The organism is Vibrio sp. 10N.261.51.A3, assembly GCF_041471965.1.
Lineage (GTDB): Bacteria > Pseudomonadota > Gammaproteobacteria > Enterobacterales > Vibrionaceae > Vibrio > Vibrio crassostreae_C.
Window position 1 is genome coordinate 18,400 of the sequence record NZ_JBFRPK010000098.1, and the last position, 13,496, is coordinate 31,895.

Below are 13,496 nucleotides of genomic sequence, written 5' to 3' on the forward strand. Positions count from 1 at the left end.
TTAATTTATTGATTATTTAGATAACCTTTGGTTTTAAATAATCTTAGGTTTTAGATAGCCACCATAGTCGCGGCTTTCTTCATTGCTTCCTTGGTTGAACACTCAATCACGTTCGCGTTAGCAAAGCGGTGAGCGTCTTTCACTTGAATATCGTGAGCCAAGATAACCAGCTTCGCGTTCGCCACATCTAGGTCGCTGATGCGGTTCTGAATACCGTTTTGACCTTGAGTTTCTACTTTGATTTTCAGACCCGCTGCCGCACCTGCTTTTTCTAGTGCTTTCGCCGCCATGAAGGTGTGTGCAACACCAGAAGGGCAACATGTTACAGCTACGATGTCGTACTCGCCTTCGCCTGCTGCAGGAGCGGCTTGAGCTTGTACTGGCGCTTCAACCATGTCTTCTTCTGTTTCTACCGCTACCGGTTTCCAGAAGCCTACGATAACGGCTGTGGTTAGCGAGCCAAGCGCAATACCGACGACGTACATTGGAATGTTGCTTGATACTGGCGCAGTGATTAGGCCGCCCCACGGTGCGTGCAGTAGAACGTCTGTCATGAAGCCGAATACACAGCCCACGATACCACCGGCAACGATTGAAGGAAGTACGCGCATTGGGTCATTTGCTGCGAACGGGATAGCACCTTCAGAGATACCGATAGAACCCATGATTGCTGCCGCTTTACCTGCTTCTTGCTCTTGTTTAGAGAACTTGTTTTTGAATAGGAAAGTCGCCAGAGCCATACCTAGAGGTGGAGTACAAATCGCGATGCCAACGCCGCCCATTAGCCAAGGTTGTGTGTCTACTTGAGTTTGGGCAAATAGGGTCGCGACTTTGTTGATAGGGCCGCCCATATCAAACGCCGTCATACCGCCAAGGATTGTGCCCAGAACCATCTTAGATGCACCAGCCATTGAAGCTAGGAACTCGTTCATTGAAGACATGAACAGTTTAATTGGCTCACCGATGCCCCACAGTACGATACCTGCAGAGATTAACGTACCTAGAAGCGGGTAGATGAAGTACGCACCTAGTGCCGTCATGTTTGCAGAAAGTGGGATCTTCTTAAGTTGGAACACCACGCCACCGGCGATAAAGCCTGCCACGATACAGCCAAGGAAACCGCCGCCCATGTCAGCCATGATGCCAGAAGAGATCATTGCAGGTGCTAGTGCTGGTTTATCTGCAATGGAGTAACCAATAAAGCCGCCAAGAATGATTGGGAAAAGAACAAGGCCTTTGATACCGATATTAGAGATGTCTGCCAGCAAGCCGTCTGCTGGTACGGCACCTTTGCCTGATGCCATGACCGCTAACGCCAACAGAACACCACCGGCTACGATGAAAGGCAGCATGTGTGAGGTTCCGAAAAGCAGGTGGCCTTTCATGGTACTAAGGAGTTTTTTAAAGTCGCTACTACTGTTTTTATTATTAGTATTCGTAGCTTGATTTGCTAGGGTGTTCATAATTTTCTACGCCTTATGAATTAATTAAAATATTAAGGATTTGATGTTCATCTTTTGCGTTATGGATATCTTGAATAAATTCATCGCTGAATTTTCCAAATAGTTCTTGTAATACATAAATATGATGGTCAGCACCGTTGTCTGGTGAAGCAATCATAAAAAATACGGTTGGATTAATGCCGTCTTCATCGCCATATTCGATGCCTTCGCACTTTACACCAACAGCGATTGCCGGCTCAGTGACCGCCTTGCTTTTTGAGTGTGGGTAAGCGATGCCGTCCATCGAGGTAATGCTTTGAGATTCACGAATTTCGATGTCTGCCAAGAAGGCTTCTTTATTACTGATTCGGTTGTTCTCAAATAACATGCTTGCCAATTCTTCAAACAGTTCTTTTTTATTATTCGCTTGAAGGTTGTTATTAATTAAGTTGACGTTAGTTAGCTGTGTGATCATTTATTAACTCATTCACTATTGAAGTTATTGAATTAAAATTAATGGATTAACCCGATTCGCGAAATAGCAAATAAAAGCCCTTCACTGTACATTTGTACCAAGCAAAATTAAGTGTGATTTGCATCATTCATCCAGTGTGAGATGAGTCATATTTAATGGTGTACTTCGGTGTTGAAATAACTTTCTGTAGGAAGAAAAATGCCCCGCAAAGCAGGGCATGATCAGTGTTTGTATCTACTCGGGAGAGCTAGCTGTAAGCACGCGCCACGCGTCCAACGCAATCGAGTTTGTAACTCTCAGCGTAAGCGGGAATGAACACCGATTGGCCTTTCTCTATTACGCAGGTTTCACCACATTGATGGGTTAGCACCATGGATTCATCGAGTGGCAGTAGGATCTCGGCACCTTCGGTAGTGATCTTCCTCTGATGTGAGTTTTGCACGATAGAGAACTTAAAATCTTCGACTGGAATTTGATATTCCATCACATCACCTTGCTCAATCGGGCTGAGCAGTAATCTATCCGCAGGCTTTTCATTGAATTGAGTACAAGAGACTAATTCATTGATATCCATGTACTTAGGCGTCAACCCTGCGCGGAGTACATTGTCTGAATTCGCCATCACTTCTAAGCCCGTACCTTTAATGTAAGCGTGAGGTGTCTCGGCATCCAGATACATGGCTTGTCCGGGCTTTAAGGTGAGCACGTTCAATAGCAGCGGAGCAAACAGGCCGACATCCCCTGGATACTGCTGTTCTAATTCTGAAATCAACTGGAACACGGGTGCATCAGAAAGCTTGGCCTTCATCAGCAACATGGTCAGCGCCATGCCTTTTTGTTCACCTTGCAAAGACAATAAGCTCGCGAAGAAGCTGGCTAATCCATTGGGCGTTTGGTCGCCCGCGAGATCGTTAACCATCGAATGAAGCTCTGCAATGTCGAGATAATGGAAGTGTTCAAGGATCTCGTTGATCGACCTAAAGCCATTCATCGCGGTGTAGTCGGTTAATGCATACACCAGCTCCGGCTTGTGGTTGGGATCCTTGTAGTTGCGGTTGCCAGCCGTCATCGGAATGCCTTGCTGCTCTTCAAGAGCATAGCCAGATTCGGCTTGCTGCTTGTTCGGGTGAACTTGAACAGAGAGCGCTTTTTCAGCCGCTAATACCTTAAACAGATACGGAAGTTCACCAAAACGATTCGCCACTTTCTCGCTTAAAAACAGGTTTAGGTTCTTAGAAATCAAGCTCGATAATGTGGTCTGCTGCCCGTTATCAGTCACCATTGAGCAACCATTCGGGTGAGCGCCCATCCAGATCTCAGCTTGCGGCTCACCAGATTGGTTATCAATACCAAACAGTTGGCTAAACGAAGAAGGGCTACCCCATGCGTAGTTTTGAATCACGTTGGTCATCGGGTAGAAAAAGCGTTGTACGAACGAATCGTTCGCTAAAGAAAAATCAGACATCGAAATCACCATGAAAGGAAACATGGCTTGAGCTCTACTCGGCCTAATGAAATGTGAGAGTAGAGTGGGCTCAAGCCATTGGAGTTGAAATGGCTTAAGCCGCTGCTGTTGTTAGCTTGGCTTTACGTAGATTTTTAAGCGCGATACAGGTAACCGCAGTCACACCTGCACCTGATGCCATGCAAAGAAGTGCTAGCATTGGGTAGTTCATTGCGCCAAGTAGGGCGACCACTGGACCACCGTGAGCAACGCTGTTGGTGATGCCAAATGAGAACGCCATAACCGCAGCTGTCATTGAGCCAAGTACGTTGGCAGGGATAACTGACATTGGGTCTTGAGCGGCGAAAGGAATCGCACCTTCAGAGATACCCACTAAGCCCATCGCGCCTGCAGCTTTGCCTGCTTCAATTTCAGAAGATTCGAACAGGTCAAACTTACGGCCGATTCTGGTTGCGATAGCCATACCAAGTGGAGCCACAGGGATTGCACATGCCATTGCACCCATGAACTGAGTTTGACCGCTGGCAATCATGCCAACCGAGAATAGGAACGCCACCTTGTTGAATGGGCCACCCATATCAAAGCCAGCCATGCCACCCAATACGATGCCAAGCAGAACCACGTTACCTGTGCTCATGCTGGTTAGCAGTGCAGTAAGCGCATCCATCAATCCAGCAATTGGAGCACCGATTACGAAGATGAACAGACCTGCGATGAATAGAGAGCCAGTGATCGGAGCTATCATGATAGGCACAAGTGGTTGAACGAATTTGTGGTAGTTAAACGAGGTAATCCATTTTACGAAGTAGCCCACTAACAGGCCTGCGATGATTGCGCCAATGAAGCCTGTGCCTGCGTCAGCGCCATAGAAAGAACCGTTGTTGGCAATCCAGCCACCGATAAGGCCAGGGGTTAGAGCAGGGCGGTCAGCAATCGCATAAGCAATGTAGCCGGCCAAGATCGGGATCATCAGGGTGAAGGCAACCACACCGACTTCTAGGATTTGGTTCCACATGCTACCAGCAGGAATCGCCATACCAGATTCACTTGGCTCACCGCCAATCGCTAGGGCTAGGGCAATCAAAAGACCGCCTGTCACTACGAATGGAATCATGTGAGATACGCCATTCATCAAGTAACGGTAAAGGTCTGAACGCGCTTGCGATGCTTTTTCGGCAACGGATTGGTTGGTCGATGCTGGTTCTGCTTGGTAACTTGGCGCGTTGAGTGCTTGTTTGATCAAGCCTTGCGCGTCTTTGATAGGTGCTTTTACGTTGGTGCAGATAACGCGTTTGCCAGCAAAGCGAGCCATGTCGACCTGCTTGTCACAAGCGACGACAATCGCGTCTGCGCGTTCAATTTCTTCTTGAGTGGGGCTGTTTTTAACGCCGATAGAGCCGTTGGTTTCGACCTTAACATCGTAGCCAAGTGCTGCTGCACCTTTCTCTAGCGCTTCAGCTGCCAAATAGGTGTGTGCTACGCCAGCTGGGCAGCCTGTCACACCTATGATGAAGCCTTGCTTCTCAACGTTGGTTTCGGTTTCTGATGGTTCAGGTTTGGTGAGTAGTAGTTCCAAAGCTTCTTGTTCAGATTGAGCATTCATGAAGTTTTCAATGAAACCTTCTTCAATCAGTTTTGAAGAAAGTTCTGCCAATACTTCGATATGGTGGTTGTCGCCGCCATCGGGAGAAGCAATCATAAAGAACAGTTTTGATGGCTGACCGTCATCGGCGCCGTACTCGATGCCTTCTTTGTGGACACCGATAACAACTGCAGGTTTGATCACTGCGCTGCTTTTCGCGTGTGGTAGGGCGATGCCCTCTTCAAACCCTGTGTTGCCTTGTTCTTCTCGCGCTTTAATGTCGGCAAGAAACTGCTCTTTGTCTGAAATTCGACCTTGTGCGTATAGCACGTCTATCAGCTCTTTAAACACGTCTTCTTTGGAATTGGCGCTAAGCGAAAGCTTAATCAAATCTTGATTGATCAATGTCGTGATCATAATGAACCCTTACTCTTTTTTATTTTGTTAGGGGTATTCTGAAATTGATTACTTGCCTTCTGTAGTGAAGAAAAAACGCATTTACTGGATGATTGTTGCCTTATAGATGGAGTGTGATTTTGATCGGTTAGTGGCGTGTTTTTCGGCCTCTATTGACATAGGTTAAGTCTGCTTGAGGCTTTTATTTTCAAGGGGTTCGGCGTGTAGAGTTATCGGGGGAACAATGTGCTATATCAGATTTATGACTGGAGATTTATTTCCACGACTAGATTTTTGTAACCTAGTTCTCAAATTGTGATTTTGCTCAATAGCGCTATGTTTCACTAAGGAGTATATCTATTCCCGTAGCCTTATTGCTGCCCATAAGAGTTCGAATAAATGATATTTCATGACCTAATCTCGTCGGTATTAAACGAGCGAGAACCGTTTCACAACATCTGGTTTGCTGGAGATTTTCATACGCCTTCAGCATGCAGTTATCAGGTGAACTTTCCACGCTTAGAGTTAGTGCTAGACGGAGAGTATATAAATGAAATGGAGAGTCATGATCGCAAGATCACCAACGTTATCGCCAAAGCGGGTGATGCAATTTTCATCCCGCCTAACTGCTGGAATAAACCCAATTGGGATACTGATTGCTCGGTGCTGAGCATGTTGTTTGGTCGTCGTCAGCTGGGTTTAAGTTTGGTGAGCAAGCGCAAAGGGGAAGAGAGCTTTTACGATATTCAAAAACACAGTATTCAGACGCGCTCGGGTTTCGCGATTGATAACATTCTAGAGGCGCTCAGTTCACTTGCGAGGGAGAGTAATAAGCAGCCGATGGATGAGCTATTACTGCAAGCGCTGTTGCAATACAGTAAGACCATGTTAGATGCGCCCGTCGAGAAATCTCACAGCCGAGTACAGGATGTGTATCAGGGCATTTGTATCTACATTCAAGAGAACTTCCACCGCCACATCACACGAGACAGCATCGCCTCGCGCTTTAGTATTTCATCCAACCACTTGTCACGAATGTTCCGCCAACAAGGTCATATGACGTTGGCCGAGTACATCACGCGCGTGCGAGTCGACCGCGCCAAGTTCATGCTTAAGAAATACAACTTCAAGCTCAATGAAGTGTCGGTACGTTGCGGCTTTAAAGATGTGAACTATTTCTGCCGAGTTTTTAAAAACCGTACTGGAAGAACCCCAACCGAATACCGCGGTTCAATCTGATACTGTTTCAATCTAATACTGTTTCAAATTATCCGTTTCAAACTAGCTTCTCGAGCTGGTCTTATACGACCGTATTTTGTATGACTTGATTACCGCAACTGACCCTGTGTTGTGGTAATCAATTTGATTTTTTCTTTCCTCTAAGTTTCCTCTTTTCAACGGCTTTCTCTTATCTATCACTAAACCGACTCCCACGTTTTGTGTATTTTCTGCGAATCTCTAAATAACGCCGATTAATTACAGTAAGGGGGTCATTTTGCGAGCTATTTATTGTTTTTCGCGCTCTATTTATTGAATCAAACATCTAAGAGTTCAGATATTAATTGGATGCATTAAATGAATTTTAAGTAAATTAAAATCTATTTATCGAGACGACAAAAGTTAATTATTTCTGACTGAGTTACTGATTGAAATGTTTGTAAAGTATTGATTTTGAATGCTTAGTTTATAGTGCTCTATTCTTTATTTATTAACGTTTCATTCATGCCTAAAAATCAAATATTCAAGTTTATACGGTCTATCACAACCTTGACTTATAATACTACAAATTAAAATTTCTACGGATAATATGCTCTTCAGATATTAATAATAAAGAAGACTTATACATGGAACTCAATACTCTGATCGTAGGAATTTATTTCCTTTTCCTTATAGCAATAGGTTGGATGTTTAGAACGTTCACCAGTACAACCAGTGATTATTTCCGCGGGGGCGGTAACATGCTGTGGTGGATGGTTGGCGCGACTGCGTTTATGACTCAGTTCAGTGCTTGGACCTTCACTGGCGCAGCAGGTAAAGCGTATGCCGATGGTATGGCTGTCGCGGTTATCTTCTTAGCGAACGCATTTGGTTACCTGATGAACTACCTGTACTTCGCTCCGAAATTCCGTCAACTACGTGTGGTAACACCAATTGACGCGATTCGTATGCGTTTTGGTAGCTTCAACGAGCAAGTATTTACTTGGTCTGGCATGCCGAACAGTATTGTTTCTGCCGGTATTTGGCTGAACGGTTTGGCGATCATCGCATCGGGCATCTTTGGCTTCGACATGACGACAACCATCGTCCTGACGGGTCTTGTTGTACTTGTTATGTCGGTGACAGGCGGCTCTTGGGCGGTTATCGCGTCTGACTTCATGCAGATGGTTATCATCATGGCGGTAACCGTAACGTGTGCTGCGGTGGCTATCGTACAAGGTGGTGGCGTTACTGAAATCGTTAAAGACTTCCCAGTGGCAGAAGGCGCATCATTTGTTTCTGGTAACAATCTGAACTATGTAAGCATCTTCGGAATCTGGGCATTCTTTATCTTCTTCAAACAGTTCAGTATCACCAACAACATGTTGAACTCTTACCGTTACCTAGCGGCAAAAGACTCAAAGAACGCGAAGAAAGCGGCACTGTTGGCATGTATTCTGATGACCATCGGTCCAATCATTTGGTTCATGCCACCTTGGTTCGTTGCAGGGCAAGGCGTTGACCTTGCAGCACATTACCCAGACGCAGGCTCTAAAGCAGGCGACTTCGCTTACCTTTACTTCGTAGAGCAATACATGCCAGCGGGTATGGTGGGGCTTCTAATCGCAGCGATGTTTGCGGCAACTATGTCTTCTATGGACTCAGGCTTAAACCGTAACTCTGGTATCTTTGTAATCAACTTCTATCAACCGATTCTTCGTCCAAACGCGACAGAGAAAGAGCTGATGATTGTGTCTAAGTTGATGTCTACCTTCTTCGGTCTAGCTATCATCCTTATCGCGCTGTTTATCAATTCGCTAAAAGGCTTGAGCTTGTTCGACACCATGATGTACGTGGGTGCGTTGATTGGCTTCCCAATGACCATTCCAGCATTCTGTGGCTTCTTCCTTAAGAAGACTCCGGACTGGGCAGGTTGGGGCACGCTAGTGGTCGGTGCGATTGTTTCTTATATCGTTGGCTTCGTGATTACCGCTGAAATGCTACAGAACTTGTTCAACCTAGAGCCGCTAACGAGCCGCGAATGGTCTGACTTGAAAGTAGCGGTAGGTCTGATCGCGCACCTAGTGTTTACAGGCGGCTTCTTTGTTCTTTCGACATTGTTCTACAAACCACTAGAAGCGTCTCGTCAGAAAGATGTGGATACCTTCTTCAACAACCTTGCGACGCCATTGGTTTCTGAATCAACAGCTCAGAAAAAACTGGATAACAAACAACGTCACATGCTGGGTTCTCTGATTGCAGTGTCGGGTGTGGCAGTGATGGCGATGTTTGCTCTACCGAACCCATTCTGGGGAAGAATGATGTTCGTACTGTGTGGCGGTATCGTGTTCATCGTTGGTCTGATGCTGGTGAAAGCCGTGGACGACTCAGTGGAAGATGCGAAACAAGAGAACAAAACGGCTTAGGTAACTAAACCCAAAAGATAAGCCACTAGAATAGAACGGCTGAGCGTGATTGCTCAGCCGTTTTTTATTATGTGAGCCATGGAGTTACAACCAATGGAGTGAGTCACTTAGTTGATTAAGAAATTGAGTTTAGAAGGGAGAGATGAATTAAATCAGGCGTGAAGAGATGTACATGAGCAGGGCTTGTAGGTCGACACTGCTTCGAGTCTTTTGCAAACGCTCGTTGACCTGATCGTGAAGCAGGTTTCTGGTTAGGTTAGTGGCCGCCACAATATGTTCTCGCTGTGGCTTGGTCGGTAGTACCAAAGCGATGGCAACGTGCACCTCACCAATGCGTGAAGCCCAATCAATCGGGTCGTCACTGACGATGACCGCAATCGAAAGATCTTGGGTAGATTCAAACATCACATGAGGCAATGCGATCCCTGGGGATACACACGTAGACGAGCGTTCCTCTCGTTTGATAAACGCCAGAATCAGTTCATCCGGATCTTCTGGATACACCAAATGAGCGAGCCCTTTTAGGCATTCAAATTTGGTCAGTTGGGTTTGTGCTTTGGCATGATGCCACTTGATGTCGCAAGGTGGGCATATCTGTGGCATGCGCTGGATTAAGTCGTTCGAGAACTCATGGTTCACTTGTGAGCCAACCATGGCGTAATGCTCGGCGATTACATCTTTAAGAACGAAACAGGCCAGCTCGGCATCAATACCGACCGCGGTTATCTGACACAAATCGCCGCGAAGCAAACCCACTTGCAACATCGCGACAGACTTGGAGAGATCGGCCGTTCGGTTTTGAGTGATGTTGATAATACGGATGGTACTTTTGAACTTCTTTGCCAAGCGGCTAAGTGGCTGTGCCACGTGTGAGTTCGCGGCAGGGTCGTCAACGAAGAAGGTGATCTGATATTCGTTCATGAAAGGTCTAGGTGCGACAATGCTTAATAAAGACTTTATCGACACTCAACAATACCTCTTCCATGGGAATGAATAAGGTTTTCCCTGGGTCGAAGCGGTTTGGCTGCTCAATGTCGATATCAGAGACGATCAATACCTTGTCTGCGAGGGTAATGTCCTGTGCAGTCAGTAAGTTTTCAATACCCATAGCGCCTTGTGTTTCAACCTTGATTGAAACGTTGAATTTAGGGGCTGTTTTATTCAAAGCATCAGCTGCCATATAGGTGTGCGCAATGCCTGTAGGGCACGCAGTTACCGCTACAATTCTCATTTTTATTCTCGGCTTAATCTCGTCCCTGTTACGTTACATAAGCTACTTTTCAGAAGCTAACTTGCAAAAGCTATCTTGCGTGGGAAATCCAGTATGGAAAGCTCGCATAGAGGAGGGGCGATATGTTTATGGGTTCTGTGGATTTTATGGATTGCCGTTTTTTATTCCAAGGTGAAAGTCACACTCTGAGTTCTTGGTTACAATAATCCAGTTAATGCACCTTTCGTCCTATATATTGAGTGCCTTCACACCGTTAATCTTTTCATCTTATTAACATCGAAATTTTAATTTAGGTCGGAAGAACCTAATTACTTCAGTCTGAAATCAGGCGAGGCAGAGTAAACCATGGATATCACTAACATTATCGAGCCCGAGATTATCTGCTTAGAACTACAAGCAGACTCCAAACAGGCGGTATTTGAAGAGCTTGTCGAGTTACTCGATCGTGCCGGTAAGCTCTCTAATAAAAGTGAATTCCTTGATGATATCTGGAAGCGTGAGGCCATTGGTAATACGGGCTTTGATGATGGTATTGCGATCCCACATGCGAAAAGTACTGCTGTAGCTAAACCTGCTGTAGCTGTAGGCATCAGCCGAACGGGCATTGATTATGGCGCTGATGGTGGTGAACTCTCTGATGTGTTCTTTATGCTCGCTTCACCAGACAACAACGACGACCATCATATCGAGGTATTGGCTCAGATCTCGACCAAATTGATCGAAGATGGCTTTGTTACAAAATTAAAGGCAGTGGAGTCGGTTGAGGAAGCTCAAGAACTGTTTCTTGAGGCTAATTCAGATTCCTTCGACAGCTATTCCTCTAGCCATCATGAAGTGTATATCGAGCCGCTCAGCCCTTGGGCTCAATCTCTCAATCGCCTTAAAGAACACCTGTTGTATGGCACTTCGCACATGATCCCATTCGTGGTTGCGGGCGGTGTGTTGTTGTCTTTGTCTGTGATGATGTCTGGTCATGGCGCAGTACCAGAGAGTGGCGTTCTGGCAGACATCGCGCAGATGGGCATCGCAGGTTTAACTCTCTTTACTGCCGTACTAGGCGGTTACATCGCCTACTCAATGGCCGACAAACCGGGTTTAGCGCCTGGTATGATTGGTTCTTGGGTTGCGGTGAATCAATACAACACCGGCTTTCTTGGGGCGATTGTGGTCGGCTTCTTTGCGGGCTTTGTTGTGAATCTACTTAAGAAGATCAAACTGCCAGACAGCATGATCTCACTAAGCTCTATCTTCATCTATCCATTAGTCGGCACCTTCGTCACTTGCGGTGCGGTGATGTGGGTGATTGGAGCTCCGATAGCTCAAGTGATGCTTGAGATGAACCAAATGCTGACCGGCATGGCTGGCTCTGGGAAGATGGTGCTCGGCAGTATTTTAGGCGCGATGACGGCCTTTGATATGGGCGGCCCAATCAACAAGGTCGCTACACTGTTTGCTCAAACACAGGTGAATACCCAGCCTTGGTTAATGGGTGGCGTTGGCATTGCGATTTGTACGCCACCACTCGGCATGGCTCTAGCAACTTTTATATCGCCGAAGAAGTTTAAGCGCGATGAACGTGAAGCGGGCAAAGCCGCAGGCATCATGGGAATGATCGGCATCAGTGAGGGTGCGATTCCATTTGCTGCTGCCGACCCTGCACGTGTTCTACCTGCAGTTGTGGCTGGTGGTATTGTTGGTAATGTGGTTGGCTTTATGTTCCATGTGGTAAACCATGCACCATGGGGCGGTTGGATTGTTCTGCCTGTGGTTGATGGCAAGATTGGCTACATCATTGGCACACTGGCGGGAGCGCTCACCACGGCCTTGATCGTGATACTGCTTAAAAAGAATGTGGTCGAAGGTGAAGCGAGTGCCAACCAATTTGCTGGTGGTTCGGTGACGGAAGAAGGGCAAGCGGATGTACTCGCAATCACTTCTTGTCCGTCTGGTGTTGCCCACACTTTCCTGGCTGCTAAGTCTTTGGAAAAAGCGGCGCATCATCTCGGGGTTCGGATAAAGGTTGAAACACAAGGTGCTAACGGGATTGGTAATCGCATCACACAGAAAGACATTGAACGGGCGAGGTTGGTGATCTTCGCTCACGATGTGGCGATTAAAGAAGTCGAACGCTTTGCGAACGTGAAAACGTTAGATGTCAGCACCAAAGAGGCGATGCTTAATGCGCAAGCGTTGATCATGAGAAAGGTGTAACTCTTTAAACCGCAAAGTTTATCATCTATAAAGTTAATTAGTTCTAAACTAAAAAGACTCCGCTCAGGCCGATTAAGGTGAAAGTGGAGTCTTTTTGTATTGTGCCCAATCTATCAGGTCAGACGCTAAAAAGGGTGGTACTTAAATACGTCTTCAACCATTGAGTTGAGTAAATCGATATCGTCACAAGTTTTGGCGTAGGTACGCAGGCCTGCGATTTGAACCTGAACATGACGAGCAAGTTGAGTCGGCTCGCGCTCTTTGCTTATTTCACCCAATTCTTGTGATTCTGCAATCAGCTTGGCGAACTCACCTTCCATTATCTTTAGTGACTTCTTCGCTTCTGCTAACAATTCTGCGTGTTCATCAGTTAGCTCTGCGACCGTTTTAGCCAGCATACACATGCCATTTGGCGCGCTCTGTTTCGATTCGACAACGGCGCGTTTTACGAAGTTTTCCAGCGCTTTGATAGGCGATTCGGTTTCACCGCGGAAGCGGTTCAGATTAAGGATGCCAAGTTCGGTATAGCGAGCAAGCGTCTCTTTAAACAGACCTTCTTTGCTGCCGAACGTCGCGTAGATGCTGCCCGGACGCATATCAATCACGTCTTGCAGGTTGCGCATAGAAGTCGCATGAAAGCCCTTTTCCCAATATAGGTTCGTTGCTTTATCTACTACGTCTTGTCTATCGAACTTAGCGGTCTTAGCCATAACATCTACTTCATTAATCTGAACATATGTTCAATATTTTATGCTGAACGCCCGTTCTAGTAAAGGTGTGTTTAGCTGCTTTGCGCAGGCTTAGAACATCAAAGAGTTAATAAAACATCCCGATCATCAGGAAATAATCTTAATCATCAATAACTTCTACGGTCTTGTGCTGAGCGCCGTAATAGGTGCCTTCATCGATGGTGTACATCAATGTTGCTTCGCACTCTGGACAATCGAATTCCTCATTGGGCTCAATGGCCGCTTCTTCTACCCATTCCCAACCGATATGTTCTTCGCAAGCGGGACAATCCATACAATATCTCTCAGTTGCTGTCGCATATTTATTGCGAATCTCTACTTT

Annotated in this window: 11 protein-coding genes; 3 read left to right on the forward strand and 8 right to left on the reverse strand. The window is 46.2% G+C overall.

All coding sequences use genetic code 11. From position 1 onward, the window contains the following. Window positions 1–50 precede the first annotated feature (50 nt). The 4 genes from AB4371_RS20290 to AB4371_RS20305 all read right to left on the reverse strand — a co-directional run bounded on the left by AB4371_RS20290 (window position 51) and on the right by AB4371_RS20305 (window position 5,381). Window positions 51–1,463, reverse strand: coding sequence for a fructose-specific PTS transporter subunit EIIC (locus tag AB4371_RS20290; RefSeq protein ID WP_372150579.1), 1,413 nt, complete (start codon window positions 1,461–1,463; stop codon window positions 51–53). Between the two features lie 13 nt (window positions 1,464–1,476). Beyond that, complete coding sequence (locus AB4371_RS20295; protein WP_372150580.1) at window positions 1,477–1,917, reverse strand: PTS sugar transporter subunit IIA; 441 nt, start codon at window positions 1,915–1,917, stop codon at window positions 1,477–1,479. 247 nt (window positions 1,918–2,164) lie between these two features. Continuing rightward, window positions 2,165–3,382 (reverse strand): mannose-6-phosphate isomerase, class I, encoded by a 1,218-nt coding sequence (gene manA, locus AB4371_RS20300; RefSeq protein ID WP_372150581.1) that lies wholly within the window; start codon window positions 3,380–3,382, stop codon window positions 2,165–2,167. Window positions 3,383–3,476: 94 nt separating this feature from the next. Further along, window positions 3,477–5,381 carry a fructose-specific PTS transporter subunit EIIC gene (locus AB4371_RS20305; protein WP_372150582.1) on the reverse strand — a complete coding sequence of 635 codons (1,905 nt, stop codon included), beginning with the start codon at window positions 5,379–5,381 and terminating at the stop codon, window positions 3,477–3,479. Window positions 5,382–5,759: 378 nt separating this feature from the next. On the opposite strand from AB4371_RS20305, the gene AB4371_RS20310 reads away from it, so the two are divergent. Together AB4371_RS20310 and AB4371_RS20315 are read left to right on the forward strand one after the other, a co-directional pair. Next, complete coding sequence (locus AB4371_RS20310; RefSeq protein WP_060468969.1) at window positions 5,760–6,599, forward strand: helix-turn-helix transcriptional regulator; 840 nt, start codon at window positions 5,760–5,762, stop codon at window positions 6,597–6,599. A gap of 605 nt (window positions 6,600–7,204) precedes the next feature. Then, window positions 7,205–8,983, forward strand: a complete 1,779-nt coding sequence (locus AB4371_RS20315; RefSeq protein WP_102320883.1) for a sodium:solute symporter family transporter — start codon at window positions 7,205–7,207, stop codon at window positions 8,981–8,983. 147 nt (window positions 8,984–9,130) lie between these two features. Here AB4371_RS20315 and AB4371_RS20320 read toward each other — a convergent pair whose 3' ends face one another. Then, window positions 9,131–9,904 carry a PTS sugar transporter subunit IIA gene (locus AB4371_RS20320; RefSeq protein WP_123300056.1) on the reverse strand — a complete coding sequence of 258 codons (774 nt, stop codon included), beginning with the start codon at window positions 9,902–9,904 and terminating at the stop codon, window positions 9,131–9,133. Window positions 9,905–9,911: 7 nt separating this feature from the next. After that, complete coding sequence (locus AB4371_RS20325) at window positions 9,912–10,214, reverse strand: PTS fructose transporter subunit IIB (RefSeq protein ID WP_372150583.1); 303 nt, start codon at window positions 10,212–10,214, stop codon at window positions 9,912–9,914. 345 nt (window positions 10,215–10,559) lie between these two features. Here AB4371_RS20325 and AB4371_RS20330 point away from each other — a divergent pair, with 345 nt between their 5' ends. Continuing rightward, window positions 10,560–12,425 carry a fructose-specific PTS transporter subunit EIIC gene (locus AB4371_RS20330; protein ID WP_372150584.1) on the forward strand — a complete coding sequence of 622 codons (1,866 nt, stop codon included), beginning with the start codon at window positions 10,560–10,562 and terminating at the stop codon, window positions 12,423–12,425. Between the two features lie 125 nt (window positions 12,426–12,550). Here AB4371_RS20330 and AB4371_RS20335 read toward each other — a convergent pair whose 3' ends face one another. Together AB4371_RS20335 and AB4371_RS20340 are read right to left on the reverse strand one after the other, a co-directional pair. Beyond that, window positions 12,551–13,135: a TetR/AcrR family transcriptional regulator gene (locus AB4371_RS20335; protein WP_050632462.1), complete on the reverse strand. Its 585-nt coding sequence runs from the start codon at window positions 13,133–13,135 to the stop codon at window positions 12,551–12,553. 139 nt (window positions 13,136–13,274) lie between these two features. Further along, window positions 13,275–13,448 carry a hypothetical protein gene (locus AB4371_RS20340; RefSeq protein ID WP_017061661.1) on the reverse strand — a complete coding sequence of 58 codons (174 nt, stop codon included), beginning with the start codon at window positions 13,446–13,448 and terminating at the stop codon, window positions 13,275–13,277. Between the last annotated feature and the right edge of the window lie 48 nt (window positions 13,449–13,496).